The sequence below is a fragment of the Bifidobacterium sp. UTBIF-78 genome, assembly GCF_006408945.1.
Taxonomy (GTDB): Bacteria; Actinomycetota; Actinomycetes; order Actinomycetales; family Bifidobacteriaceae; genus Bifidobacterium; species Bifidobacterium myosotis.
In genome coordinates this window covers 1-25108 of record NZ_JFAO01000035.1, presented here as the reverse complement: position 1 = coordinate 25108, position 25108 = coordinate 1, and the positions used below count along the sequence as shown (strand labels likewise).

The 25108-nt window shown below is 61.3% G+C and carries 23 protein-coding genes and 1 tRNA gene; 20 read left to right on the top strand and 4 right to left on the bottom strand.

Annotated features, from left to right (window positions below; all coding sequences use genetic code 11):
* The first annotated feature begins 18 nt into the window (after positions 1 to 18).
* The 3 genes from BG22_RS08215 to BG22_RS08205 all read left to right on the top strand — a co-directional run bounded on the left by BG22_RS08215 (position 19) and on the right by BG22_RS08205 (position 3598).
* Positions 19 to 1419: a DUF6350 family protein gene (locus tag BG22_RS08215; RefSeq protein ID WP_140494738.1), complete on the top strand. Its 1401-nt coding sequence runs from the start codon at positions 19 to 21 to the stop codon at positions 1417 to 1419.
* Entirely contained in the window at positions 1367 to 3004 is a 1638-nt protein-coding gene (purH, locus tag BG22_RS08210) for a bifunctional phosphoribosylaminoimidazolecarboxamide formyltransferase/IMP cyclohydrolase (protein WP_140494736.1), read from the top strand. Before BG22_RS08215 ends, purH begins: the two co-directional genes overlap by 53 nt.
* Before the next feature lie 294 nt (positions 3005 to 3298).
* On the top strand, positions 3299 to 3598 hold the full coding sequence (locus tag BG22_RS08205; protein ID WP_140494735.1) for a DUF3017 domain-containing protein: 300 nt from the start codon (positions 3299 to 3301) through the stop codon (positions 3596 to 3598).
* On the opposite strand, the gene BG22_RS08200 is transcribed toward BG22_RS08205, so the two are convergent.
* Positions 3500 to 4459, bottom strand: coding sequence for an MIP/aquaporin family protein (locus BG22_RS08200; protein WP_140494733.1), 960 nt, complete (start codon positions 4457 to 4459; stop codon positions 3500 to 3502). The two genes, BG22_RS08205 and BG22_RS08200, sit on opposite strands and share 99 nt — an antisense overlap.
* Positions 4460 to 4675: 216 nt before the next feature.
* On the opposite strand from BG22_RS08200, the gene BG22_RS08195 reads away from it, so the two are divergent.
* Together BG22_RS08195 and der are read left to right on the top strand one after the other, a co-directional pair.
* On the top strand, positions 4676 to 5446 hold the full coding sequence (locus tag BG22_RS08195; RefSeq protein WP_094668105.1) for a pseudouridine synthase: 771 nt from the start codon (positions 4676 to 4678) through the stop codon (positions 5444 to 5446).
* The gene (gene der, locus BG22_RS08190; protein WP_094668104.1) at positions 5443 to 7587 is read left to right on the top strand and encodes a bifunctional cytidylate kinase/GTPase Der; all 2145 of its coding nucleotides are present in this window, start codon (positions 5443 to 5445) and stop codon (positions 7585 to 7587) included. Before BG22_RS08195 ends, der begins: the two co-directional genes overlap by 4 nt.
* A 799-nt stretch (positions 7588 to 8386) precedes the next feature.
* Here the strand turns inward: der and BG22_RS08185 are convergent.
* Positions 8387 to 9217, bottom strand: a complete 831-nt coding sequence (locus BG22_RS08185; RefSeq protein ID WP_258186285.1) for a GDSL-type esterase/lipase family protein — start codon at positions 9215 to 9217, stop codon at positions 8387 to 8389.
* A 125-nt stretch (positions 9218 to 9342) separates the two neighbouring features.
* Here BG22_RS08185 and BG22_RS08180 point away from each other — a divergent pair, with 125 nt between their 5' ends.
* Positions 9343 to 9714, top strand: coding sequence for a DUF488 domain-containing protein (locus BG22_RS08180; protein ID WP_375137713.1), 372 nt, complete (start codon positions 9343 to 9345; stop codon positions 9712 to 9714).
* A 6-nt stretch (positions 9715 to 9720) separates the two neighbouring features.
* On the opposite strand, the gene BG22_RS08175 is transcribed toward BG22_RS08180, so the two are convergent.
* Entirely contained in the window at positions 9721 to 10059 is a 339-nt protein-coding gene (locus BG22_RS08175; RefSeq protein WP_181163456.1) for a multidrug efflux SMR transporter, read from the bottom strand.
* A gap of 558 nt (positions 10060 to 10617) precedes the next feature.
* Here BG22_RS08175 and BG22_RS08170 point away from each other — a divergent pair.
* From BG22_RS08170 to BG22_RS10885, 4 genes are all read left to right on the top strand, one after another.
* Positions 10618 to 10836, top strand: a complete 219-nt coding sequence (locus BG22_RS08170; RefSeq protein WP_258186284.1) for a type II toxin-antitoxin system RelE/ParE family toxin — start codon at positions 10618 to 10620, stop codon at positions 10834 to 10836.
* Positions 10830 to 11111 carry an addiction module antidote protein gene (locus BG22_RS08165; RefSeq protein ID WP_140494731.1) on the top strand — a complete coding sequence of 94 codons (282 nt, stop codon included), beginning with the start codon at positions 10830 to 10832 and terminating at the stop codon, positions 11109 to 11111. Before BG22_RS08170 ends, BG22_RS08165 begins: the two co-directional genes overlap by 7 nt.
* Positions 11112 to 11292: 181 nt before the next feature.
* Positions 11293 to 11366 (top strand) — tRNA-Pro (locus BG22_RS08160).
* A 76-nt stretch (positions 11367 to 11442) separates the two neighbouring features.
* Complete coding sequence (locus BG22_RS10885; RefSeq protein WP_181163455.1) at positions 11443 to 12564, top strand: DUF3800 domain-containing protein; 1122 nt, start codon at positions 11443 to 11445, stop codon at positions 12562 to 12564.
* A 164-nt stretch (positions 12565 to 12728) separates the two neighbouring features.
* Here the strand turns inward: BG22_RS10885 and BG22_RS08145 are convergent, their stop codons facing one another.
* Positions 12729 to 12947, bottom strand: coding sequence for a hypothetical protein (locus BG22_RS08145; protein WP_094668406.1), 219 nt, complete (start codon positions 12945 to 12947; stop codon positions 12729 to 12731).
* Between the two features lie 175 nt (positions 12948 to 13122).
* Between BG22_RS08145 and BG22_RS08140 the strand changes: the two genes are divergently transcribed.
* The 10 genes from BG22_RS08140 to BG22_RS10970 all read left to right on the top strand — a co-directional run bounded on the left by BG22_RS08140 (position 13123) and on the right by BG22_RS10970 (position 24800).
* A complete protein-coding gene (locus tag BG22_RS08140; protein WP_140494726.1) occupies positions 13123 to 13677 on the top strand; it encodes a hypothetical protein in 555 nt (184 codons plus the stop codon).
* 275 nt (positions 13678 to 13952) lie between these two features.
* Entirely contained in the window at positions 13953 to 14432 is a 480-nt protein-coding gene (locus tag BG22_RS08135; protein ID WP_140494724.1) for an aminoacyl-tRNA deacylase, read from the top strand.
* A gap of 176 nt (positions 14433 to 14608) precedes the next feature.
* Positions 14609 to 15397 (top strand): class I SAM-dependent methyltransferase, encoded by a 789-nt coding sequence (locus BG22_RS08130; RefSeq protein ID WP_140494723.1) that lies wholly within the window; start codon positions 14609 to 14611, stop codon positions 15395 to 15397.
* Between the two features lie 459 nt (positions 15398 to 15856).
* Positions 15857 to 17251, top strand: coding sequence for a UTP--glucose-1-phosphate uridylyltransferase (locus tag BG22_RS08125; RefSeq protein WP_169834140.1), 1395 nt, complete (start codon positions 15857 to 15859; stop codon positions 17249 to 17251).
* Positions 17252 to 17514: 263 nt separating this feature from the next.
* Entirely contained in the window at positions 17515 to 19428 is a 1914-nt protein-coding gene (locus BG22_RS08120; RefSeq protein ID WP_140494722.1) for a YafY family protein, read from the top strand.
* A 53-nt stretch (positions 19429 to 19481) separates the two neighbouring features.
* Positions 19482 to 19802, top strand: coding sequence for a hypothetical protein (locus tag BG22_RS08115; RefSeq protein ID WP_094668411.1), 321 nt, complete (start codon positions 19482 to 19484; stop codon positions 19800 to 19802).
* A 160-nt stretch (positions 19803 to 19962) separates the two neighbouring features.
* On the top strand, positions 19963 to 22536 hold the full coding sequence (locus BG22_RS08110; RefSeq protein WP_140494720.1) for an RNA helicase: 2574 nt from the start codon (positions 19963 to 19965) through the stop codon (positions 22534 to 22536).
* A gap of 163 nt (positions 22537 to 22699) precedes the next feature.
* Positions 22700 to 23047: an RNA polymerase-binding protein RbpA gene (locus tag BG22_RS08105; RefSeq protein WP_094668413.1), complete on the top strand. Its 348-nt coding sequence runs from the start codon at positions 22700 to 22702 to the stop codon at positions 23045 to 23047.
* A gap of 253 nt (positions 23048 to 23300) precedes the next feature.
* Positions 23301 to 24020, top strand: coding sequence for an HAD hydrolase-like protein (locus BG22_RS08100; protein WP_094668414.1), 720 nt, complete (start codon positions 23301 to 23303; stop codon positions 24018 to 24020).
* A 366-nt stretch (positions 24021 to 24386) separates the two neighbouring features.
* Positions 24387 to 24800, top strand: a complete 414-nt coding sequence (locus tag BG22_RS10970) for a hypothetical protein (protein ID WP_211276858.1) — start codon at positions 24387 to 24389, stop codon at positions 24798 to 24800.
* The last annotated feature ends 308 nt before the right edge of the window (positions 24801 to 25108 follow it).

The window sequence follows — 25108 nt, the reverse complement described above, 5'->3', positions numbered from 1 at the left end:
CCGGCCTAGGTTAGGTATATGAAAGCAGTGATTCGCCAATGGGTGCGAGGTGCCATCGCGTCCCTCGCATCCATGGCCATCTACGCCATCGCACTGGGCTGCTACATTGCGTTGATGCTGCTCGTGATCTCCATGGAGGAAGGCGGCGGGAACCTCACCACAAGCACCACAAGTCTCACCCAGGCCATGGTGCTGCTGAGCGAGGGCTCCGGATTCGCCACCGATGCGGTCACACTGACCATCACGCCGTTATTGCTCACCATCCTGCTGATATGGCTGATCGCCGCGATGTTGACGCGGCTCAAGGCCACCGGTCCACACTCCTATGCCAGTGGTCTGGTGGTCTGGCTGGTGACGAACGAGCTGTTCCGCCAGTCGGTGCATCTCGGTCTGATCGACGACCAGTGGCTGGTCCTGCTCAAAGCGGCCATCGTATTCACCGTGGCCTATCTGTGCGTGGCCCTGCCGCAGTCGGCGAAGATCAAGGAGCTGACGGGCTGGGCGCGCGAGCAATCCTCGCCTCAGGTCAGGCGTTGCCTGACGATGGGCACGGTAGTCGCGGGGCTCATCATCGGAGTGTATCTGATCATCGGGCTGATTACCGTCGTCGTCTGGGCGGTGCGCAACCATGCCGCCGTGGTAGCGGTGTATGAGCTGTCAGGCATGGAGATGGGGTCCCGCATCTTGACGACGGTAGCCATGGTCATATGGTTGCCGAATCTCATGCTATGGGCGGTCTCCTGGCTCTTCGGCGCCGGGTTCGCCATCGGCGATGTGGCCAGTTTCACCCTGTGGGTGGGCCAATCCAAGGACCTGCCGGCCGTTCCCGTGTTCGGCATGCTGCCGGAACCTGTTACGAACGAGATATGGCGCACCATCGCCCTGAATACGCCATTCGCCGTCGGCATCATCGTCGGACTGCTGGCATTGTTCCTGCCGCAGGGCTTTGGATACCGTCCCGGCAGCATCCGCAAGGCGTCCGAACGACAGAAGGCGATACTCGATCTGGCATATCCCGCAGGAGCGTTCTGCCTGAGCGCAGTGCTGGTATCGCTGGCCTCCACGCTGATGTTCGCCATGTCGAACGGCTCGCTCGGCCAGCACCGTCTCGCGCATGTGGGCGTTGACGTCATGGCCTCCACACGGGCCGTGGGGCATTCCACCGCCCTCGGATTGGCCATGGCTTGGGTGGTGGCGCTGATTGGCACCGCACTCGTTTTTTCGATAGGCTGGATGGCTGAGCATACCAGGCAATCACACACCCGTTCCGCGCCTGAGGGCGCGGACCACGGCCCCGCGCGCGTACGCTCGGTCGTCGGACATGAACAATCGCAACCACAACCACCACAATCCAAGGAGGAACAGGATGACAAACACGAACCGGCCGATACGCCGAGCACTGGTTTCCGTCTTTCATAAGGAAGGCATCGAGGTTCTCGCCGCGGCGTTCGTGAAGGCCGGCACCGAGGTCGTCTCCACCGGGTCCACGGCCAAGAAGCTCGCCGAACTTGGCGTCAAGGTCACCGAGGTCTCCGAGGTCACCGGTTTCCCGGAATGCCTGGACGGCCGTGTCAAGACCCTGCACCCGTACATCCACGCCGGCATCCTGGCCGATATGACCAACCCTGAGCATGCCAAGCAGCTTGAGGAGTTCGGCATCAAGCCGTTCGATCTCGTGGTCGTCAACCTGTACCCCTTCGCCGACACCGTGCGTTCCGGCGCATCCGAGGCCGACACCATCGAGAAGATCGACATCGGCGGCCCCTCCATGGTCCGCGGCGCGGCCAAGAACCACGCCACGGTGGCCATCGTCACCGATCCGAACGATTACGCGCTGGTGGCCGCCCGTGTGGCCGACGGCACCGGATTCTCCCTTGAGGAACGCAAGTGGCTCGCCGCCAAGGCCTTCGCGCACACCGCCGCATACGACGCCACCATCAACGAGTGGACGGCCAAGCACTGGCCCAAGCCGGCATCGCTGGACGCGGCCGAGATCGACCATGACGATCAGGGTGCGGAAGTGGATTCCGCCAAGTTCCCGAGCCAGTTCACCCGCACCTGGGACCGTGCGCACATCCTGCGCTATGGCGAGAACTCCCACCAGCAGGCCGCGCTGTATATCGACCCGCTGAACCAGACCGGATTCGCCCATGCCGAGCAGCTGGGCGGCAAGCCGATGAGCTACAACAACTACGTGGACGCCGACGCCGCCTGGCGCACCGTGTGGGATATGGCGCCGTCCATCGCCGTGGCAGTGGTCAAGCACAACAACCCGTGCGGACTGGCCATCGGCGCCACCGCGGCCGAGGCTCACAAGAAGGCGCACGCCTGCGACCCGATGAGCGCATACGGCGGCGTGATCGCCTGCAACTCCACCGTGACCCTCGAGATGGCGGAGAGCGTCCGCCCGATCTTCACCGAAGTCATCGTGGCCCCTGACTACGAGCCCGCGGCGCTGGAGCTGCTGCAGACCAAGAAGAAGAACCTGCGCATCCTCAAGGTGGCCGAGCCGCCGAAGGGCCACGAGTCGTTCCGCCAGATCGACGGAGGCCTGCTGGTGCAGGACACCGACCTCATCAACGCGGTCGGCGACGACCCGGATGCGTGGAAGCTGGTCTCCGGCGAGCCCGCCGACGCCGACACCCTGAAGGATCTGGTGTTCGCGTGGCGTGCGATTCGTTGCGTGAAGTCCAACGCCATCCTGCTGGCCCACGATCAGGCCACCGTGGGCATCGGCATGGGCCAGGTCAACCGCGTCGATTCCTGCCATCTAGCGGTCGAGCGAGCCAATACACTGGCCGACGGCGCGGATCGCGCCACGGGCTCCGTGGCCGCCTCCGACGCCTTCTTCCCGTTCGCCGATGGCGCCCGGGTGCTCATCGACGCCGGCGTGAAGGCCATCGTACAGCCCGGCGGGTCCATCCGCGATGAGGAGGTCATCGAGGCCGCCAAGCAGGCCGGCGTGACCATGTACCTCACCGGCACCCGTCACTTCTTCCACTGATCCTGACACTGATTCGGACACTGGTCCTGACCGGTTGGGTTTCCTCTCCCGTGAATCGTGGGGGAGGAAGCCCAACCTCGCATGACGATGCGTCGTATGCGTGTTGACTTCTCGGCTTGCCCCACCACGCAGTCATCCGCCGCCCGCGAAGCGGGTCTGAGGGGTAGTGAATTAATAAACGAATTTCTGCCGCAGCTACTAGACGTGCGACACGGCATATCGGCATCCGTCGCGCGCCCGGCGTGACGGGCAACGTCATCACATTCAGTCATAACATCCAAAGGAAGCCCGCACATGCACAACCATCCCTACGTTTCCGAAGCCCACGAGGGCAAGCCGTGGTTCGAATGGATCGTGCTCGGCGTCGTGGTCGTCGCCACCGTGCTGGCATTCCTCGGATACACGATGGCCGCCACGGCTGTGCTTGCCGTGACGGCCATCATCACCGGACTGATTCGCCTGATCATGCGCGAACGAAGCCCGTGGAAGGTACGCTCAGTGGCGTTCGACTCCTTCATCGGCATCGCGCTGGGAATCGGCCTGCTGGTAACCTACCTGAGTTTCTTCGGCCTGTTCGGCCACGCCATCCTCTGACGATTCCGGCACCGGCAGCTGGCCGGCCGCATCGGAATCGACGTTGCCGTCGGCGGCGATGACGCCATCGATGGACTCCTGATGTGCCGCCTTGACCTTGGGCGCGGTCGCCATCTGCGCGATGATCATCACCAGTGCCACCACGGCGGCGGCCAACACCGGGCTGATCCAGAAGACCCACAGCTGCTGCAACGGGTTCTGCGTCAGACCCTCGTTCATGGCGGCCAACGCGATACCCGTGGAACGGGCGGGATTGAGTCCGGCGCCGGTCACCGGATAGCTCACGGCGACCGCCAGACCATAGGCGGCGCCCATCGTGAGAGCGTAGCGGTCGGACGGCTCGCCGTGCTCGCCCAGCGAGGACATGGCGGCGGCCACGATGATCAGCGAACCGATCACCTCGACCACAATCGCCAGCGTGATCGAGAATGTGATGCCATACTGCGTGAGCAGCGAATACGAAACAGACCCCTGCTCGAAACCGTTCACAGCCGGGGACAGCCACACCTTGGCGGCCACCTGCTCGGAGGTGGGCAGCAGCTTGACCACGGCGAACGCGGCGGCGATGGCGCCGACGACCTGGGCGATCACATACAGCACGCCATCAACGAGCTTGGTTTTCGAAGCGAGCACGGCGGCCACGGTCACGGCCGGGTTCAGCTGGCCGCCGGACACGCGAGCGAAGACCGCGGTGACCACGGCGTATGCCAGCGCGGTGGCCACGGGGGTGAAGACCACATTGACGCCATACACGGCCGAGCCCCATGTGGAGAAGGCGTAGATGGCGAAGCACAGCAGGAAGCTGCCGGCCAATTCGGCGCACACGCGCAGGGCCAGCGGCTGTTGCTTGGTTTCTTCCATGATTTTCATTTCCTTTTCATCAACTGTTGGAAGACGGGCGAACCCGCCCAACCCGCCAGTCTAGCAGCAGTCGCTGGCTCCCGGTATTATGTATTGGTTGGAATTGGCTGGGAATGCCAGCCAACCGAACAGCAATCGATACACATTCACGGCAACCGTCCATTTACGAATACCTATGAGGGGACAGGTATGCCGTCCGGCCACGTTGGGAGAACGATGCCAAACGCATATTCCCGCGCCAGAAGCGCACATGACGATTCCAATTCCATCCGTTTGCAGAAGGTCCTCGCCCAGGCGGGCTTCGGCTCCCGCCGCAAGTGCGAGGACATGATCACCGAGGGCCGTGTCGAGGTGGACGGTGAGCTGGTCACCGAACTCGGCACCCGCGTGGACCCGCACAAGCAGCAGGTCCGTGTGGACGGCTCCCGCGTCCACATCAATCCGAACCACGTCACCCTGGCGCTCAACAAGCCCAGGAAAGTGCTCTCTGCGATGGACGACCCGAAGGGCCGTTACACGCTGCGCGACATCGTGGGCGACAAGTACGACCGCATCTTCCACATGGGCCGACTGGACTACGATTCCGAAGGCTTGATCCTCATGACCAACGACGGCGAGCTGTCGCAGCACGTCATGCACCCGAAGTACGAGGTCGAGAAGACCTACGTCGCCACGCTCGAAGGCAAGATCTCCGGCACGGTGTGCCGCCGCCTCGTGACCACCGGCGTGCAGCTGGATGACGGCTGGATCAAGCTCGACCACTGCACGATCCTCGATTCCTCGCGCGATCGTACGCTCGTCAGGGTCGTGCTGCACTCCGGCAAGAACCGTATCGTGCGCCGTATCTTCGGCTCGATCGGCTTCCCGGTCAAGCGTCTGATCCGCACCCAGATCGGACCGATCAAGCTCGGTGACCTCAAGGCCGGTTCCTACCGTGTGCTGTCACCGGTCGAGGTCCGTTCGCTGTCCAAGGAGGTCGGCCTGTGATCCGCGTCGCCATCGACGGCCCCGCCGGCGTGGGCAAATCGTCCACGTCCAAGGCACTGGCCAAGTATTTCGGATATGCCTATCTCGACACCGGCGCCATGTATCGCGCCTGCGCGTGGTGGTGCCTGAAGCAGGGCATCGATCTGGACGCCGAGACGGTGGACGAGCGTGTGGTCACCGAAGCGGTGGGGGAGTTCTTCACCGGAGACCACTTCGACATCTCCGTCGACCCCGACGACCCGAAGGTCATGGCGGACGGTGAGGACATCTCCGAAGCCATCCGCTCCTCCGAGGTCTCCACGCACGTCTCCAAGGTGTCGGGCATCATTCCCGTGCGCAACGTGCTCATCGCCGCACAGCGCGCCTACATCGCCCGTGAGGCGTCGGCCGATTCGTTCTCCGGCGGTCTTGGCGTCGTGGCGGAGGGACGTGACATCACCACCGTGGTGGCGCCCGATGCCGAGGTGCGCGTGCTGCTCACCGCCCGTGAGGAGGTTCGTCAGGCCCGCCGTTCCGGTCAGGCCGTGGGCGGCAAGGGCGTCGGCGCCGAGGATGTGGCGGCCCGCGACAAGGCCGACTCCAAGGTGACCAGCTTCCAGACGGCCGCGGACGGCGTGACCACCGTGGATAACTCCGACATGGACTTCGAGCACACGCTGGATGTGCTCATCGGTCTGGTCGAGGAGGCCATCGAGAACCAGGAGTACGAGCAGTACGCCGCGAACCTGCGGGATTACGAGCTGTCCGAAGACGACGAGAACCTGATCAACGGCCGTGGTGTCGAGGTCGGCACGCGCAAGGCCGGTCCCAAGCCGGTGGGCGTGCTGGCCGTGGTCGGCCGCCCGAACGTGGGCAAGTCGTCGCTGGTGAACCGCATTCTGGGCCGTCGCGCCGCGGTGGTCGAGGATACGCCCGGCGTGACCCGCGACCGCGTGAGCTATGACGCGGAATGGGCCGGCACCGACTTCAAGCTGGTGGACACGGGCGGTTGGGAGGCCGACGTCGAGGGCATCGAATCGGCCATTGCCTCGCAGGCGCAGGTCGCCGTGCAGCTGGCCGACGCCGTGGTATTCGTGGTGGATGGCCTTGTGGGCCTGACCTCCACCGACGAACGCATCGTGAAGATGCTGCGTGCCGCCGGCAAGCCGGTGACCCTTGCCGTCAACAAGATCGACGATCAGGCCAGTGAATACATGGCCGCCGAGTTCTGGAAGCTCGGTCTGGGGGAGCCGTACGCGGTTTCCGCCATGCACGGTCGTGGCGTGGGCGATCTGCTTGACGTCGCGCTGGATTCGTTGAAGAAGGCCGAGAAGACCTCGGGCTTCCTCACGCCGTCCGGGCTGCGTCGTGTGGCGTTGGTGGGCCGCCCGAACGTGGGCAAGTCGTCCCTGCTGAACCAGTTGGCGCACGAGGAACGCACCGTGGTCAACGACCTTGCGGGCACCACACGCGACCCGGTGGATGAGGTCATCGACGTCGACGGCGAGGATTGGCTGTTCATCGACACGGCCGGCATCAAGCGCCGTCAGCACAAGCTCAACGGGGCGGAATACTATTCCTCCCTGCGCACGCAGGCCGCCATCGAACGCGCCGAGCTCGCGCTCATCCTGTTCGATGCCTCCCAGCCGATCTCCGATCAGGATCTGAAGGTGATGTCCACCGCCGTGGATGCCGGTCGCGCAATCGTGCTGGTGTTCAACAAGTGGGACGCGATGGACGAGTTCGACAAGCAGCGTCTGGAACGCCTGTGGATCACCGAGTTCGATCGTGTGACCTGGGCCCAGCGCGTGAACCTGTCCGCCAAGACCGGATGGCATACGAACCGTCTGGCCAACGCGATGCGTACCGCGCTCGAATCGTGGGATCAGCGCATCCCGACCGGCAAGCTCAACGCCTTCCTCGGCAAGATCCAGGCCGCCCACCCGCACCCGTTGCGTGGTGGCAAGCAGCCGCGCATCCTGTTCGCCACGCAGGCATCCACGCGCCCGCCGCGCTTCGTGATCTTCGCCACCGGCTTCCTCGATCACGGGTACCGCCGCTACATCGAACGCTCGCTGCGCGAGGAGTTCGGCTTCGAGGGTACGCCGATTCAGATTTCGGTGAACATCCGCGAGAAGAAGCAGGTCGGCAAGCGCAAGTGATGGCGTGCGCGGCTTGCCGCATGGCGTTCTGACGCTGGCGCGTGGCATCGCATGCGTGCTATGCGATGTCGTATGAGTGCTGCATGAAACACGCTGAGATTGCAGGTGCGTCTCATGCGTGTCTCATATGCGTGTCTTGTACGTCTGTGACGTCGCATGGCGCGTGCGCATCAGAACACTCATTGCGCGCGTAAAAACGCGTTATGCGGATGACACGAATAGAGATGCGCGCATAACGCGCAATGCGTGTAATGACGCGTAATGCCGCCGTGTGATGACGCGTGCCGTGTAGAGGATTCGACGTATATTTGCCGTTTACTCACTGCATGTTCGCGCATGTTCGCCGCATATGTATTTTTGGAATAGTGGATTCCGAATTGTGAGATATTCGGTGGATGGTGTGCCCCGGCAGCTGATTTTTCGACAAAATACGGCTGCCGGGGCACACCGCGTTATGCGTCCGTATCATGCCAAATCGCAACAATGGCGGATTTCTGCGGTTTTCGTGGCCAGTGCTCTGTGCCCCGCCAGACGAAAAACCGGGTTCAAAGCGGTATCGGGGCACAGGGTGTGCCCCGATAGACCGAAAACAATGGTTTTGGGGCTGCGGGGGCACACTGCGGGCACACCGCGGGGAGCACAGCCGCCCTGAGCGTCGTTGGTCTCCGCGAGACGGCTGGACAGATTACCTGTGCCCAGGGTATACGCGTCCAATGCCCCGTACCTGAACTCGTTGACTAGTATCCCGCGCCAAATAATTCGTTGAATATATTCCGCACCTGCATCCGCCCGTAAAGGCTCAGAGATCCGGCGTTGCCTGCGCGATCACACCATTGGCGAGCAGCTGATAGCAACGCTTCGACGGGTGGAAATTGTCGTATGCCCAGAACTCGGCATCGGTGAGTCCCGTGTCGTAATGGGTCATGTCCACGAACCGCACATGTTTGGCGGCGCAGATCTCCTTGCTGATGGCGGTCTGTGCGTCCGTCATGTTGAGAATCGCCTTGCGCAGGGTGTGTCCGAGCGCCGGCGAACGGTACACCTGTCCGGAGCTGATGACCACGACGCGTGGGCATAGCGCTTTCGCCTCGTCGATGGCGGCGGTCAGGTCGGAGCGCCATTCCTTCGGGCTGCGACGGGCCATCAAATCGTTGGATCCGGCACACAGCACCAGCAGATCAGGTTGTTCCTTGACCTGCGGCAGCAACCGGAACCGCACGCGCCGCATCGTGGCGCCGAGCTTGCCGTAAGCCACCCATCGTACCGGGCGTTCGATGGTATTGGCCAGGACCCTCGCCATATCCGGCACCAGGCCTTCGTTCTGGTTATCGACGCCGCAGCCCACGGTGAGCGAATCGCCGACCACGACGAGCGTGAACGGCCTCTCCGCCTGCGGTACTGCGGTCATGCCGGCGTCGGCACTGGTACCGGTATCGGTGCTGGTCGCGTCCATGGACGACGCTGCATTGCCGTTTCCGGTCGAGGCCGTTCCGTGATACTTCTTGTTCCTATTCGGCGCCGGCACCAATCCCCGACGTTCGCCGTCCGGCTCGGGCGCGAGCTTGACGGTATGCTGCGCGACCAGGGCCTCGGTCAGCGCAATCGGCCTTTCCCACCACGACAATGACATGTTCCATCCCCTCGATAATGCATGCGCATGGCCGCACGCGCTGCTGCCAGATTCTAATGACGGCGCATGAATATGGATTCATTATGCGGCATGTTCGTTGACTGTGCCTATTGAAGGCTGACACCATGAAAACCATGGAAAACATCGGCATTAAACGGATCTACGACGAGCCGTCCCCGCAGGATGGATATCGGATTCTGGTTGACCGTCTGTGGCCGCGTGGCGTGAGCAAGGAACGGGCGGCGCTGGATCTATGGATGAAGGCCATCGCGCCATCGCCTGAGTTGCGTCGATGGTTCGGCCATGATCCGGAGCGGTTCGATGAATTCGCCGAACAGTACAGGCGGGAGTTGGACGCCAACACGGAAGCGGTCGATGAGTTGGAGCGTGTTTGCTTGGAGCACGATGCCGTCACCTTGTTGTACGCGGCCAAAGACCCCATCGTCAACCATGCGGCAGTGCTGCGGGAATATCTGGAGAATGACCTTCCGCGTTAATACGCATCAGCGTGCGGCCGTATGGCTGCCCCACTGCAGCACGACAATACCGACGATCATGATCGCCATGCCCAACCACATACGCCAGTTCAATGGGTCCTGGAAGGCGAAATGCGCGATGATCGCGGTGGCGATGATGCCGACGCACGACCATACCCCGTATGCCAGCGCGGTGGGCATGCCGCGGTCCAGCACCATGGCCAGCAGGAAGAAGCAGACGCCGTATCCCACAATCACAGGCACCGCCCACGCGAGTTTGCTGAATCCCTCTGAGGCGCGCAACGACAACGTGGCCGCCACCTCGCAGAAAATAGCCCCGAACAGCATCAGCCACGTCAACACCATACCCATCTCCTTCCCGCGACTGCGCTCCAAATCAGCCATGACAGTATCAGCCCGCATTGGACAAACGTATTGGATAAACCGGCATCATCCGCGGAACGGGAACGGCAGGAATCCGTCACTGAACGGCAGGAAGCCACCGCTCGGCTGGGCGATGAACATGTGTTCCCGCTCGGTGTATTTGCTGTTGTTCGACATGATAATCCTTACTGTTTTCCTGCTGGCAATGTGCGCGAATCGCCTGAGAGACAACCTGTCTCCTTTGTTATTTGGATTTGCGTGACATATTGCGGATAAGCGATGTGTAACGGCAAGGCGTACTGTACATCTTCTGCTTGAGGGACTGAATTCAACGACATTCCAGATAACGAGGAATCAGACGGGTGGGGTGGCAACGTATGCGAGGTGCTGAGCTTGGCGAGTGGCATCTGTGCTTGCCCAAATGTAGTCCATGGGATACAATAGTGATATGGAGATTAAAACCACCGACGAATTCGACAACTGGCTCAAGTCCCTCAAAAACAGCAAGGACCGCAACCGGATTGTCGCGCGCATCAGACAATGTGCGCTCGCCGGCAGGCCGGTCGGCGACATCAACACCGTCGGCGAGGGGTCTCCGAGTTCCGCTACCACTTCGGTCCCGGATACCGGGTCTACTTCGCGCAGAAGGCGGACGTGCTCATCCTTCTGCTCGCAGGAGGCACCAAACGCGGACAGCAGACCGACATCGACCACGCGCACGACCTGCTCAGAACACTCAAGGAGGAACACCAATGGTGAACATCAAGGACTGGGACGCCAGCGAATACCTCACCGGCGAACAGGACGCCATCGACTACCTCGATGCCGCAGCCGAGACAGGAGACCCGAAACTCATGCAGGCCGCCATTGGAGATGTAGCTAAGGCCCGCGGCATGGGACAGATTGCCAAAGAGGCGGGCGTGGGCCGCGAAAGCCTCTACAAGAGCCTCAGCCATGACGGCAACCCCAGCTTTGCCACCATTCTCAAGGTTGTCCATGCTCTTGGCGGGCGCATCAGCATCCAAGCCATCTGAAAACAAGGGCCCAAGCGATTCGACCGATTGCTCGACAGGGTTTTATGTCTGGTCGCGCCCATCGTCGCGCCTGTATTTTCTGAACTACCTGCCTCATCGTGGCATGTGACATCGCGACACGCGATGAATTTGTGTCAATCACGATTCATGCTAGATTAGCTGACTGTTGCTTTTGCAGCATCGGGCCATAGCGCAGTTTGGTAGCGCACTTGACTGGGGGTCAAGGGGTCGCGGGTTCAAATCCCGCTGGCCCGACCGGAAAGCCCGGAATCTCAACGATTCCGGGCTTCATTGTTTTTGCTTGAATCGTGTTTGGACACGATGGGACACGATGAAATACGCGACCTCGGACCGAAACTGCTCCCGACCATCAGATGAATCCCAGTCATTCCGTGTTGCGGACGGTATCGACTGGGTAATCGAGAATCATGTGGTCAATGTCCTCAGATTGTTGGAATTTGAACGATTTGAATGGTCTGGCATGCTGTGGAATCGTGTCTGTGGACACGCTTTCGGACACGATTCTGACACAACGCACCGCGACACGCCCCGAATCACCGGCATGCCGCGATTTCGTTCGATGAATTTCCTTATCCGATTTCGTCGACTGCTTGCGGCTGCCGGTCCAAGTCGTCTTCTCCCATCACGAAGGGCGACGTTGCATGTTGCAATGCGTTTGGTACAATTGAGAATGCTTTGTCCCGCAAGGGCGAGGCTCCAAGTCGCCGGGGGTATTCCCCCGGCATTCCTTGATTCGTCGTCTCGTCAGGGGATTCGGTTGAGTGAATTGAGCGTCTTCGTGGACGAATCCGGCGAATGGGGTAAGTTGTCCGAATATTACCTCATCACACTGGTATTCCATGTGCAATCCGAACCCATAGCGGTGCATATCGAAAAATACGAGCGACATCTGGCCGATTCGGGTTTGCCGGACATTCCGTTCCACGCCGGACCTTTGTTCAACGGACATGACGACTACGAGAATGTCCCGTTTTCGAATCGCAAACGCTTGTTCTTCGCGTTTTTCACGCTCGCCCGCAATCTGCCGTTCCGATACGTGACATTCGCACATCGCAAAAGCATGTTTGACGGCAGCAGAACCAGGTTCGAGGCGCAGCTCAAACGCGATTTGGCGAACTTCTTTCTGTCCCATCTTGACGAGTTCCAGTCATACGAGACAATCAAGGTGTATTACGACAACGGGCAGCAGATCGTCACGAATGCGTTGAAAGCCTCCATCGGCTACGCGTTGTCCAAAGAGGCCGTCGTATACCGAGACGCGCAGCCCAAGGACTACCGTCTGGAGCAGGCGGCCGATCTGATGTGCACCGTCGAGCTGGCCGCGTTGAAGTTCGATGCCGGCGAGGATACCGCCACCGACCGGAAGATGTTCAAAAACCGTCGCGACTTCCGCAAGAACTATCTCAAGATCCTGCGCCGCAAGCAATTCTGATACCGAGCTGGATGCAGATTCCTTCGCTGGCGTGGTCCTACAAGGCCGTTTGCCTGACCGTCATTCCGATACAAGAGCTTGGAGAAATGTGAGGCGTGAGTGGTGTGATTGCGGGATTGAATTCTCTTTTCTAGGGGCTTCCTCATATGAGGAAGCCCCTCCTTTTAAGAACGTTGGCGCAGCAACGGCACGATGTCCCGCAGGGTGACGTGACCGTTCGGGTCGGGCGTGAGGCGTTTCTGGTGGATCCATGTGCGGATGGTCGCGGCGGGCAGCCGTATGCCGGCCTTCGCGCATTCACCGCTCAGCTGCTTGGGCGTGCCCTTCTTCTCCGACTTGGCGAGCCGGTCGAGCAGTCGGTCGGCGGCGTAGGTGCGGTTCATCTCGGCGCTGCAGGAACGGCATTCGCCATGTGGGCGCGTGATTCACCCCAGACGATGCCGTTGGACATAACGGGTATGCGCCGAACGCCGCCACATTCACTGCTCACGCCAGTCGGCCGGCAACATGTACCATCGGAAACGAGCAGTGTCAGCGAAAACGAATGAAGGCATGCGGATGATTGATTTCCATACGGCAAGACTGTTGACTGCATGGTCTATCGGTGTCGCTCCATCTGGGATTTCCGAAACTGGCCGTGCAGGCGAAGATGAGTTCATAACCACATGCATCTCAACAGATCATCCAAAGAAACAGGCCGATTACCTCGTGGATAGGAGACGACTCAAAGTTCACCTTCTACTGTCGTATGTACCGGAACTGGATGGGCCGGACGACCGTTCCTCCATGCTGCCGATTCGAGATAACGGAGGCGACGAAGAGGGATTCCACACATTCTGCTCCGTCTATTCGAGAAAGAGCACGGAGAATCTGCTGACGTACTATGCCCAGACGATTAGACAACCTTTCTTCAACATCGAGGACACCAACCCTGACCTCACCGAAAGGGAACTGCGAAAGTGTCTGCTCTGGTGTATCTACTATGCAAAGGTCAATACAGAATACAAACCTTCGAACTCCTACCTCTTTTCCAGAAAAGCGTATTTGGGAATATGGGGCGTCATTGACAAGATTCTCGACATCCTACTGAAACCGATTTGGACATTCCTTTAGACTCCCTACGACTCATCCATTGCAATTGCGTTATCGTAGTGGCTTGTCTTATGTAGGGGGATGGGTGGAAGGAGGCCGTATGACCGTAGACAATGACATTCCGAATTTTTGTGAAGGGCTGGCCGGTCAACGACCGTTGATGCGCCGGTACCTGGCATTCCAAGGATGCTGGCTGGCATCTCGGTGCTACAGTGGGACCGTCATACGGACATCCGGTCAATGCGGATTGCTTTCGGCATCGTCGCCGACCGGTGGAAGCAGTAAGGGGTGCGGTTATGGTCAGTTTCGAGCAGGTCAGGGAGTTCGCCGATAGGCATTCGGGGCGTGCGCGGATCATCGAGCACGAGATGGCGATCGTCGATCTGGAATCCGGCGCAAAGGTGTTCGATGTCACCAAGGCGGCAGCCACCTACATCGTTGAATCCAAGGAGGGCGTGTTCGCCGTTGTCGCCTCTGCTGCGGGGCATCTGAAATGGCGACAGCTTGGTCGCGCGCTGGGTCTGCATCAGATTCGTCTTGCTTCGCCGGAACTTGTCAGGGAACGTACCGGTTACGACGTCGGCACGGTGGGGCCGCTGTTTCTGGATGACGTGCGCATGTTCTTCGACAAACGGCTTCTGACGCATGACACGGTGTACTGCGGCACCGAGGACGCGCATCACACGCTCGCCATCGATCCTCGGCTCATCGTCGACAATAACGACATCGCCGGCTATTTCGACAGCGGCGAGTTCCTGAAACAACCGGAAGAGTAGTGTTCTACGTCAGAAATTCGTTGATGAGATGACTGCCTCTCGGTCCTGCTTTGCGGGACAGCTCGGAACAGTTCGGAACAGTTCGGAACATCTCCGTTGACAAAGGAAGCCAACGCATAATCAGCGAACTTCCGGCGCGGGGACTGGGGCAGAATACCCGCAGAAAGGATGATTCGATGATTGTTGACCAGCGCATCGATGATGGCACGCCGTTCGATTGGGGCCGGACATCGGCCGATTACGCGAAATACCGCGACATCTATCCGGCGGAGTTCTACCGGATGATTCTTGACCGCGGCCTATGCCGCGACGGCCAGCGTGTGCTCGATCTCGGCACCGGCACCGGTGTGCTGCCGCGCAACATGATTCGGTACGGTGCCACTTGGGTCGGTACCGACATCTCGCGGCAGCAGATCGACCAGGCCCATCGCCTGTCCGCAGGCATGAGCGGCATCGAATACCGGGTGTCGTCGGCGGAGGACATCGACTTTCCCGATGGGTCGTTCGACGTGGTCACCGCGTGCCAGTGCTTCTGGTATTTCAATCATGAGACGGTCTGTGACAAGCTGCATCATCTGCTCAAACCAGGCGGCCGACTGCTCGTGATGGTCATGGAATGGTTGCCATTCGAGGACGCGATCGCCGGCGCGAGCGAACGGCTCGTCCTCAAATACAGCCCCAACTGGAGCGGCGCGGGGGAGCGCATGCATCCGATCGACATCCCATCGTGCTATACGGACTCCGGTTTTGAGCTCGTTCATCATGAGGAACGCAAACTGGAGGTGCCGTTCACGCGGGAGAGTTGGAACGGACGGATGAAGGCGTGCCGGGGCATCGGCGCATCGCTTCCGCCCGAGCGGATCGCCGCATGGGAACAGGAGCACATGGCGATGCTCGAGCGCATCGCTCGCGGATGCTTCGACGTGCTGCATTACGCCGCGCTGGCCGAATTGAAGAGAATCTGACTGCCGCGGCTGCGCACATCCGCGGCGGCCGTGATGTCGGTCGAGCCGTCGCCCTGCGTGGCATGACGGGCGCGGCCACCGGAAATATGCGACGAACGTACGCAATGGACGGGAACCGTCCCATTCACCGATTATTCACGACCGTACGGGCCCGCCCACGCGCGCACCAAGGGCATAAGGCGCTAGACTGAGGGGTTATTGCAGTACGAAAGGATCACAGTGACCGCATTGAACGATGAAGCCCAGCAGAGCGTCGCATCCGCGCATGCAGCCGGTGTGCACGACGCCCCGAACGCATCCGATGCCTCATCCGGCGCATCCGCCCCGGCCGAGGCGCCCGAGACAACCGTCACGGACGGCCCGGTGGTCGGCGCCGACGAACAGCCCGCCGCCGCGCAACAGTCCGAACAGCAGCAGGACAACGCCCCGGACGACGTGTTCGAGCATTCCGCAGCCAAAATGCGCGAACACGGCATGAGCGAGACCGCCATCAACCAGTTCGAACGTCTGTACAACGTCTGGCGCAACGACGAGGGCACCAGCTGGATTCGCGAGGACGACGTCGAACCGCTCGGCCACATCCCCAGCTTCCACGACGTCTACGAGACCATCAACCACGACAAGGCCGTGGACGCCTTCGCCAAAACCGCGTTCATCAAGCTCAACGGCGGTCTGGGCACCTCCATGGGACTGCAGAAGGCCAAGTCGCTGCTGCCGGTGCGTCGTCACAAGGCCAAGCAGATGCGCTTCATCGACATCATCATCGGCCAGGTGCTCACGGCCCGCACCCGTCTGGACGTGGAACTGCCGCTCACGTTCATGAACTCGTTCCACACCTCCGCGGACACGATGAAGGTGCTCAAGCATCATCGCAAGTTCAAGCAGAGCGAGGTGCCGATGGAGATCATCCAGCATCAGGAGCCCAAGCTTGTCGCGGCCACCGGAGAGCCGGTGAGCTTCCCACAGAACCCCGACCTCGAATGGTGCCCGCCGGGCCACGGCGACCTGTTCTCCACCATCTGGGAGTCCGGTCTGCTGGACGTGCTCGAGGCACGCGGTCTCAAATACCTGTTCATCTCCAACTCGGACAACCTCGGCGCGCGCCCGTCGCGTACGCTGGCGCAGCACTTCGAGAACACCGGCGCACCGTTCATGGCCGAGGTGGCCGTCCGCACCAAGGCCGACCGCAAGGGCGGCCACATCGTGCGCGACAAGGTGACCGGCCGTCTCATGCTGCGCGAGATGAGCCAGGTCCATCCGGACGACAAGGCCGCCGCGGAGGACATCGCGAAGCACCCGTACTTCAACACCAACTCGATCTGGATTCGCATCGACGCCCTCAAGGCCAAGCTCGCCGAATGCAACGGTGTGCTGCCGCTGCCTGTGATCCGCAACAGGAAGACCGTGGACCCCACCAATCCGGACACCGAGCAGGTGATCCAGCTGGAAACCGCCATGGGTGCCGCCATCGGGCTGTTCAACGGCTCCATCTGTGTGCAGGTGGACCGCATGCGGTTCCTGCCGGTCAAGACCACCAACGACCTGTTCATCATGCGGTCCGATCGCTTCCATTTGACGGATACCTACGAAATGGAGGACGGCAACTACATCTTCCCGAACGTCGAACTCGACCAGCGGTACTACAAGTACATCCGCGATTTCGATGAGCGCTTCCCGTACGACGTCCCCTCGCTGGCCGCCGCCAACTCTGTGACCATCAAGGGCGACTGGACGTTTGGCCGTGACGTGGCCATGTTTGCCGACGCCGTTCTGGAGGACAAGGGCGAACCCAGCTACGTGCCGAACGGTGAGTACGTCGGTCCGCTGGGCATCGAGCCCGACGACTGGGTGTGATCCGGGCACAATCGCAATGTGATTCCCGATACGACTGCGTGCGTGTATGGTCGGCCTTACGCGAGAACGCGAGGACCGGCCATACAGACCGGCCATACACGCACACACGCGCGGGATTATGCGGAAATGCGCAGAGGAAAACAACAAAATGACGTTATTTTTCGGGAAATGTCGTCAGCCACCGAAAAAACACTCTAAGATGGAGGAAGTGCGGGATAACACTTGCACACTTATAACGAAACATTAACTATACGTGAGGACTAATGGCAGAAGGAACAAGCGGACGTCGGCGTTTTTCCGATAAGTGGGGCAAACACGAGCTCGATGTGCTGGCCGTATTGTCTTCCGCGTTCCCGCAATGGCTCACGTCGCGCCAGATTGCGCAGCGCGTCAAGGCCTACGCGGATTCGTATGGCGAACTGGCCGATCAGGCCGCCAAAGCCGCATTCGCCAAGCAGTTCCAGCGCGACCGCGCCAAGCTCGCAGCCATGGGCATCGCCATCGAGTCCCGTCAGCCGGAATACTCGTCCAAGTCGGAGGGGCAGGATTTCGCCTCATACCGGCTGCAGCTGGGCGATGAGCCGCGCATCCGCCCGATGTTCGAACCGGAGGACATGCCGGTGCTGGCCGCCGCCAACTATCTGGCCCGTTCGATGTCGATCTCCTCCGAACCGGACCAGTCGCAGCTGACCCAGCACACCTCGCGCACCACGCCGCGCGTGCCGCAGACGCCGATTCCCGGCCTCGGGCTTGACTCCATCGCGCCGGGCCTTGGCACCCAGCCGATTCCCGACTCGCTGGTCAAGGTCATCGATTCCCGCCGTTTCGCCGCCACCGTCGAAGTGGATGGCGAGCACCTCAACGTGGCGTACACCGATTCCGATGATCTGGCCATGTACGTGCTCGAGCACCCCGGCGCCACCATCGTCAGCCCGCAGGAGGCCGTGGACGCCTATCACCGCCGTCTGCACGCCGCGAGCCGGTTCACGCTAGCGGATGAGTCGGTCAGCCCGGTGAGCGCGTCCGTCGTCTCCCCGTCGATCAGCCGAGATGTGAGCGAGCCCGGCGACCCCGAGTCCATCAAGGCTCAGAACAAGAAGAACGGCTCCGCGTTCCAGACCGGTAGCGAGGTGGATCGCCGCCTGCGCCTTATGCTGTTCCTGTCCGCCCATCTGGGCGAGGAGTTCTCCATGGGCGAGCTGGCCGAACGGTTCATCGGCAAGCCCAAGAACGACGATGAGCTCAAGAAGCACATCAACATCATCCACAAGGACATCAACACGCTGACCACCGTGTCCGATGACGGGGAGATGGCCGGCAGTCAGTTCTTCGACATCGACTGGCCGCTGCTCGACTCCGAAGGCATCGTGTCCGCCACCAATTCGCTGGGATTGGAACGGTTGGCCGGCATTTCGCCGCAGTATCTGAGCATGCTCACGGCATCCGTCAGCTACCTCGCCCATTCGCCGTTGCTGCCGGACAAGCAGCGCAGCCAGGCCGAATCGCTCTACCTGCGTCTGCGTCGGCACGTCACGCCCGGTCAGACCCCGTGGCTGAGCCTGACCGGATACGAACTGGAGCCGCGTAGCTTCTCGCTGGTCAAGCGTGCCATCAACACCGACTCCCTGCTCGACATGGAATACACGGACGGCACCGGCCGCACGCGCCGCAAGCTTGTGGCGCCCTCGAAGATCTTCATCGACGAGGGTGTCTACTATGCCGCTGTCTATACGGACGTCGGTGCCGCGGCCCCGAAGGACAAGAAGGCCTACGTCTCGAAGGACACCAGTATCGACAAGGCCACCGGCAAACCGCGCGTCTGGCAGGTGCTGCGTCTCGCCCGCATCGAGAAGGGTGAGCTCGTCAAGCCCACCAAGGAGATCGATGTGCCGAACGTGCCGGTCAACGAGCTGCGCAAATGGAGCTTCGACAACGGTACCGAAGCGGTGTTCATCACCGATCAGCGCGACCTGCCGTTCATCAAGACTCTGCCCGGCGCCACCGTGGAGCATTGCGGCGCGGGGGAGAAGGTGCATTTGACCGTGTCCTCCGATTCGTGGTTCGTGGCCTTCTGCATCGCCCATGCGCGGCACATCACCGCCGTGGCGCCGGAGACGTTGCGTACGATGATTGTGGCCCGCGCCGAACGCGAACTGAGCATCAGCGACAACAAGTAGAGTCAAGTGGTAAGTCGAGCAAGTCGAGAAGTAGAGTGAGGTAGGGAGAGCCCATGCCGTGGTGGATATGGCTGATTCTGGCCTTGTTCATGCTGTCCATGATTGTCGCCGGACTCATCTATGCGGGCATCCATGGATTGCGGGCGCTCCATGATATGTCCGGTGTGGCCGAGCGTGTCGGCGAACGGCTGGCCGCCATGGGTGAGCCTGATGAGTCGGCTGATTCGGCCGTCGAGCCGCCGCTGTTCACCCAGCCGCTGAGCAAGGCCCAGGAGCGTTACGCCGAGACCTATGCGGCGGTGTTGCGTCGCAGGGCCGCCAAACGTGAGCGCCACACACGGGCATGGAGCCGGTGGAAACGGTTCAACGACTAGACATTCGCTAGACATTCGTCAGGTCCGGCATACCGCACATACTCGGGTACCGTAAGACATGCGGCAACACACGAGTGCAGAGGTACGGCACAGGCATGGCACACGGGTACATGGGTACACGGGTACACGAGCGGCTTCGCCGGACCGGCAGGAAGGCATCATGGCACGTCACCATCACAGCAAGGACGACTCGCAAGCATCGAACCTCAGCCCTGCGCAACGGTACGCGGCCTTCCAGAAGACCAAACGCCAGCGCGACTCCGTGGCGGCGCGGTTCGCATCCACGTTGCCGTTCGACCTCGATGACTTCCAGCTCGAGGCCAACGACGCGCTCGAGGCCGGCAGCAACGTGCTGGTGGCCGCACCCACCGGCGCCGGCAAGACGGTGGTGGCCGATTTCGCCATCTATCTGGCGCAGGAGCGCAACGTCAAGGCCTTCTACACCACGCCCATCAAGGCGCTGAGCAACCAGAAGTACCATGACCTCGTGGATGTCTACGGCCCGGACCGGGTCGGCCTGCTTACGGGGGATACGTCGATCAACTCCGAAGCCGACATCGTGGTCATGACCACCGAGGTCCTGCGCAACATGCTGTACGAGCGTTCCTCCACGCTCTCCGCGCTCCGGTACGTGATCCTGGACGAGGTCCATTATCTTGCCGATCGATTCCGCGGGCCGGTCTGGGAGGAGGTCATCATCCACCTGCCCAAGTCGGTGAAAATCGTGGGCCTGTCCGCCACGGTGTCCAACGTCGAGGACTTCTCCAACTGGATCGCATCGGTCAGGGGCGATACCAAACTGGTGATCAGCGAGCACCGGCCGGTGCCGTTGGAACAGCATGTGCTGGTACAGGCGGACGACCACACCGAACCCGAGGTACTGGACCTGTACCGTCGCGATGACAAAGGCGAGCAGACGACGAAGCTCAACGCCACGCTCGTCAACCGCCTCGACCAGCTGGACAGCAAAGCCGCGCGACGCCGCGGACAGGAGCGCCCGGACAAGCGCAAGGGCGGCAAGTCGCGTCATGGCCGCGAGCCGAAACCCGAACGGTACACGCCCCGCCGCTGGGCCGTGGTGGACGAGCTCAACTTCCTGGACATGCTGCCCGGCATCTACTTCATCTTCTCGCGCAACGGGTGCGATCAGGCCGTTGAGCAGTGCATCAACGCCGGGCTCGAGCTCACCACGGACGCGGAGGCCGTGCGCATCCGTCGCATCGTGGACGAGATGGTGGCCGGACAGCTCACGCAGGAGGATCTCAAGGCCCTGCACTTCTCCAAGTTCCGATTCGCGTTGGAGGAGGGATTTGCCTCGCACCATGCCGGCATGATTGCCCTGTTCCGTCAGATCGTCGAACGGTTGTTCGAGGAGGGGCTGGTTAAGATGGTGTTCGCCACCGAGACGCTGGCCCTCGGCATCAACATGCCGGCCCGTTGCGTGGTGGTCGAGAAGCTGGAGAAATTCGACGGTACCGGGCATGTGCCGCTCACCCCCGGCGAGTTCACGCAGCTGACCGGTCGCGCCGGCCGCCGCGGCATCGACACCATCGGCCACGCCATCGTGGTGGACCATCACGGATTCGTGCCGGCCACAGCTGCCGCGCTTTCCTCCAAGCGCGTGTACCCGCTGCATTCGAGCTTCCGGCCCACGTTCAACATGGCCGTCAACCTGCTTAATTCCAGTGATTACGAGACCGCGCGCGTGACGCTGGACCAGTCCTTCGCCCAATGGGAGGCCAACGAATCGGCCTGGCAGCTCGAATCGCAGATTTCCACGCTCAAAACCGCGCTGGCGGGGTACGAGCAGGCGTTCCAGTGCAGCCACGGCGATTTCAAGGAGTTCATGACGCTGCGCATGGAGTTGAGCTCCATCGAGAAGGACGGCCGGCGCAAACTCAAGCACGAGGTGTTCCTCACCGATCAGGAGCGCAGCAAGGCCTTCCGCGATCTGGAGACACATATCCAGCAGCTGCGCAAGGCCGAACGCGAGCACCCGTGCCGCGACTGTCCGGATCTGCAGCAGCACCTCAAATGGGGTCATCGTTGGGCCCGTGAGACGCGCGAACTCGAGCGGGTGACCGACCGTTACGATTCCCGCACCGGATCGGTGGCACGCCAGTTCGATCGCATCTGCGACATCTTGTGTCAGCTCGGGTACCTCGACCGGCGCGACCATGAGGACGGCCGCGTGGACATGACCCTGACCGACAAGGGCAGACTGCTGCGCCGCATCTACAGCGAGCACGATCTGGAACTGTGCGAGGCGTTGCTTGCCGGCACGTTCGACAAGCTCGACGCCAACGGTCTGGCGGCCGTGCTGTCCGCGTTAGTATACGAGGCCCGTCGTGGCGGGGAGGGAGAGCCCCGGCATTATCCGGGCGGTGTCTCCGGACGCATCGCCATCGCCTCCTCCAAGCTCAAGGGCGTGTGCGCACACATCGATGCGCTGTGCGAGGACAACGGCCTCAACGAGCTTGCGCAGCCCGATTTCGGCATCGTGGACATCATGTACGAATGGGCCGATGGCGGCTCGCTGGCGGCCTGCCTCTACGGCACGGATATGACCGGCGGCGACTTCGTCCGCACGGCCAAGCGCCTGGCGGACGTGCTGCAGCAGATCGCAGTGGCCGGGCCGTTGCCGTTCGCCGGGGGAGAGGCTTTGGCGGACACCGCCAAGGAGGCCGCGGATCGCGTCAACCGCGGTGTCGTGGCGTATTCCGGCGTGGACTGATCGGGGACCGTTGCGTGGTTCGCCGCGAATCACCCTGATTCGGGCCCTGATTCGTCCCAGTTCGTTCCGGTTCACCCGGTTCGACCCGGCAAAGGAATAACGGTCAAGTCCGAACTGTTGCGTAGATTGGTACGGTTACGAATTATTCAAGGAGGACGCCGATATGGCAGAACGCAGCCTCAGGGGTATGAGCATCGGTGCGAAGTCGTTGGAGTCGGACGACAATGTCGATTTCGCCGCACGCAAGGATGTGGCGTACGTATGTCCGAAGGGCCATCGCACCATCCTGCCGTTCGCCGAAGGTGCCGAGGTGCCGGACGAGTGGGAGTGCCGTTGCGGCGCCGTGGCCCATCGCGAGGGCGATGCGGACCGCGAGGGCGACGAGATCGCCAAGCCCACCCGCACGCACTGGGACATGCTGCTGGAACGTCGTAGCGAAGAGGAGCTCGCGAAGCTCCTCGAGAAGCGACTGCAGATGCACCGCGACGGTTGGATTCCCGACTACGAGTGACGGCGAGTGACGGTGTGAGGGGCTGACCGGCGGCACGTATTAAGCGAATTACGTAGTAACGCTCGGAAGGCTCTGCCGTTCATCGGTGGAATCGTTGGAATCATCGCACGGTGAACAACACGTGAACCCAATGCCCAGTCAAAGCGACTGGGCATAATCATTGCTGGTAAAGTTCGCGCCAGTGCATCACTGGCGTGCGCGGCGCCCACGGGCGTCGCATGATGTTCGAATCGCGACAGGGGAGTAGACCTCAATGGCACAGCACCCGATGAACGTAGTCCTGCTGGATCTCGACGGCACGCTGACTAAATCCGACGGCGGCATCATCGCCTCCGTCGTCAAGACCTTCGAAGCGCTGGGCAGGCCCGTACCGGATGACGAGGAGTTGCAGCGCTTCATCGGCCCGGCCATCATCGAATCGCTGCAGCGCAACCATGTGCCCGAGGACGAGCTGGACCGCGCGGTGGACATCTACCGCAGCTACTACGCGGACAAAGCGGTGTTCGACGATCCGAACGAGCCCGGCAAGAAAGTGCCCGGCCGTCTGGTGAACGTGGTGTTCCCCGGCATCCGCGAACAGCTGGTCAAGCTGCGCGAGGACGGGTACTATCTGGCGCTGGCCAGCTGCAAGCCGGAGTACCAGTGCGTGCCGATCTGCGAGCACTTCCACCTCACCGAGCTACTGGACGGCATCTACGGCGCTTCCAAGGACAATTCCCGTCTCGACAAGGACCAGGTGATCCGCTACTGCTTCGATAAGATCGGTTTCGACGCCGCCGCAGGCGACAAGGCGTTGATGATCGGCGACCGGTACACCGACATCGACGGCGCCCGCGCCTGCGGTCTGGACACCATCGGCTGCCGTTGGGGCTACGCGCCTGCCGGCGAGATGGAGGAGCACGGCGTCTACGAAATCATCGAGACCGTGGACCAGCTCGAGGATGCCGTCAACCGGTACTTCCAGACGCACTGAGTTGCGCGGATTGCCTGTGCGCCGCGGCTGTGGCATAGGGCGTTGCCCCGCGTGGCTTTGCATGGCTCTTACTGCGCCGCATGGCATTTGCTGGCGGTCAGTGTGGGTGGCTTTCCTGATTTGCAGGAAAGCCACCCACAAGTCGTCTCTAGCTGATTACCTGGACTGCCCGGACGTTCCAGAACGCACAATGATGTGTATGTCGGCCCGTTCTTCTTATTGATGGCAGTGCCGTGCAACCCGATGCATCCGGCCGTGGCACGATGAACTTCATGCAAACGCAGGCGGATAACGTTGTAGTGGCCGGTAATACGGCATAGACTATGAAGTGAAGACAATCGACGTCTCAAGAGAAGGGGGCCAATAATGTCCAATCCTAATCCCAATCTCAATGTCAGTCCGGTTCCGCAGCAGCCGATTCCTCCGGCCGGTTCTCCGCAGTACGCGGCTCCGGCACCACAGCCCGGTGCACAGCCGCAGTATGGCGCGCCGCAAGCCGGGTATCAGGGTGCTCCGGTTGCTCCCGCCTATCCTCAGCAATATGCCCTGCAGGGCTACCAGCAGCCGAATCCGACCGACACTGGTTCGTTCGGTTGGGCGGTACTCGGCTTCTTCATCCCGCTTGTCGGCCTGATTCTGTTCCTCGTGTGGAAGAACGAGAAGCCGCTAAGCGCGAAGAAGGCCGGCATGGGCGCGTTGGTGTCCGTCATCCTTACGGTTGCGCTGTATGTGATCTTCATTGTGATTGGCATCTTCGTGGCGATGTCGTCTGCATCCTGATTCAAAATCCGTTTTTGACATGCTTTTCAGCCGATTGCCCGGCAGTACATTGATGAAGATACTGCCGGGCAATCGGCTGATTGTGTCATGTGCGGCGTAACCGATGGGCTGATGTGCTGCCGCCCGTCGTTCACGACAGCACGCCGACCGCCGCCAGAATGAACAGGACCAACCCCACGACGAGATCAAACACGCCAACTACCGTGAATATGATCAGCATGATCTTCGGACCACGTTCGCCCTCCACGAACCCATCCGACGGGTTGAACGGATCGTATTTGACGACGACCCATTCTCCGACCTTATAT

Excerpts from the sequence above, each read along its gene's own strand:
- BG22_RS08145 (WP_094668406.1), bottom strand. The coding sequence starts at position 12,947 with ATGAACCGCACCTACGCCGCCGACCGACTGCTCGACCGGCTCGCCAAG.
- BG22_RS08195 (WP_094668105.1), top strand. The coding sequence starts at position 4,676 with ATGCCAAACGCATATTCCCGCGCCAGAAGCGCACATGACGATTCCAAT.
- BG22_RS08205 (WP_140494735.1), top strand. The coding sequence starts at position 3,299 with ATGCACAACCATCCCTACGTTTCCGAAGCCCACGAGGGCAAGCCGTGG.
- BG22_RS08135 (WP_140494724.1), top strand. The coding sequence starts at position 13,953 with ATGGTCAGTTTCGAGCAGGTCAGGGAGTTCGCCGATAGGCATTCGGGG.
- BG22_RS08175 (WP_181163456.1), bottom strand. The coding sequence starts at position 10,059 with ATGGTGTTGACGTGGCTGATGCTGTTCGGGGCTATTTTCTGCGAGGTG.
- BG22_RS08185 (WP_258186285.1), bottom strand. The coding sequence starts at position 9,217 with ATGTCATTGTCGTGGTGGGAAAGGCCGATTGCGCTGACCGAGGCCCTG.
- BG22_RS08130 (WP_140494723.1), top strand. The coding sequence starts at position 14,609 with ATGATTGTTGACCAGCGCATCGATGATGGCACGCCGTTCGATTGGGGC.
- BG22_RS08140 (WP_140494726.1), top strand. The coding sequence starts at position 13,123 with ATGATTGATTTCCATACGGCAAGACTGTTGACTGCATGGTCTATCGGT.
- BG22_RS08165 (WP_140494731.1), top strand. The coding sequence starts at position 10,830 with ATGGTGAACATCAAGGACTGGGACGCCAGCGAATACCTCACCGGCGAA.
- BG22_RS10970 (WP_211276858.1), top strand. The coding sequence starts at position 24,387 with ATGTCCAATCCTAATCCCAATCTCAATGTCAGTCCGGTTCCGCAGCAG.
- BG22_RS08105 (WP_094668413.1), top strand. The coding sequence starts at position 22,700 with ATGGCAGAACGCAGCCTCAGGGGTATGAGCATCGGTGCGAAGTCGTTG.
- BG22_RS08100 (WP_094668414.1), top strand. The coding sequence starts at position 23,301 with ATGGCACAGCACCCGATGAACGTAGTCCTGCTGGATCTCGACGGCACG.
- BG22_RS10885 (WP_181163455.1), top strand. The coding sequence starts at position 11,443 with ATGAAATACGCGACCTCGGACCGAAACTGCTCCCGACCATCAGATGAA.
- purH (WP_140494736.1), top strand. The coding sequence starts at position 1,367 with ATGACAAACACGAACCGGCCGATACGCCGAGCACTGGTTTCCGTCTTT.
- BG22_RS08170 (WP_258186284.1), top strand. The coding sequence starts at position 10,618 with ATGTGCGCTCGCCGGCAGGCCGGTCGGCGACATCAACACCGTCGGCGA.
- BG22_RS08110 (WP_140494720.1), top strand. The coding sequence starts at position 19,963 with ATGGCACGTCACCATCACAGCAAGGACGACTCGCAAGCATCGAACCTC.
- BG22_RS08180 (WP_375137713.1), top strand. The coding sequence starts at position 9,343 with ATGAAAACCATGGAAAACATCGGCATTAAACGGATCTACGACGAGCCG.
- BG22_RS08125 (WP_169834140.1), top strand. The coding sequence starts at position 15,857 with ATGCGCGAACACGGCATGAGCGAGACCGCCATCAACCAGTTCGAACGT.
- BG22_RS08120 (WP_140494722.1), top strand. The coding sequence starts at position 17,515 with ATGGCAGAAGGAACAAGCGGACGTCGGCGTTTTTCCGATAAGTGGGGC.
- BG22_RS08215 (WP_140494738.1), top strand. The coding sequence starts at position 19 with ATGAAAGCAGTGATTCGCCAATGGGTGCGAGGTGCCATCGCGTCCCTC.
- BG22_RS08115 (WP_094668411.1), top strand. The coding sequence starts at position 19,482 with ATGCCGTGGTGGATATGGCTGATTCTGGCCTTGTTCATGCTGTCCATG.
- BG22_RS08200 (WP_140494733.1), bottom strand. The coding sequence starts at position 4,459 with ATGGAAGAAACCAAGCAACAGCCGCTGGCCCTGCGCGTGTGCGCCGAA.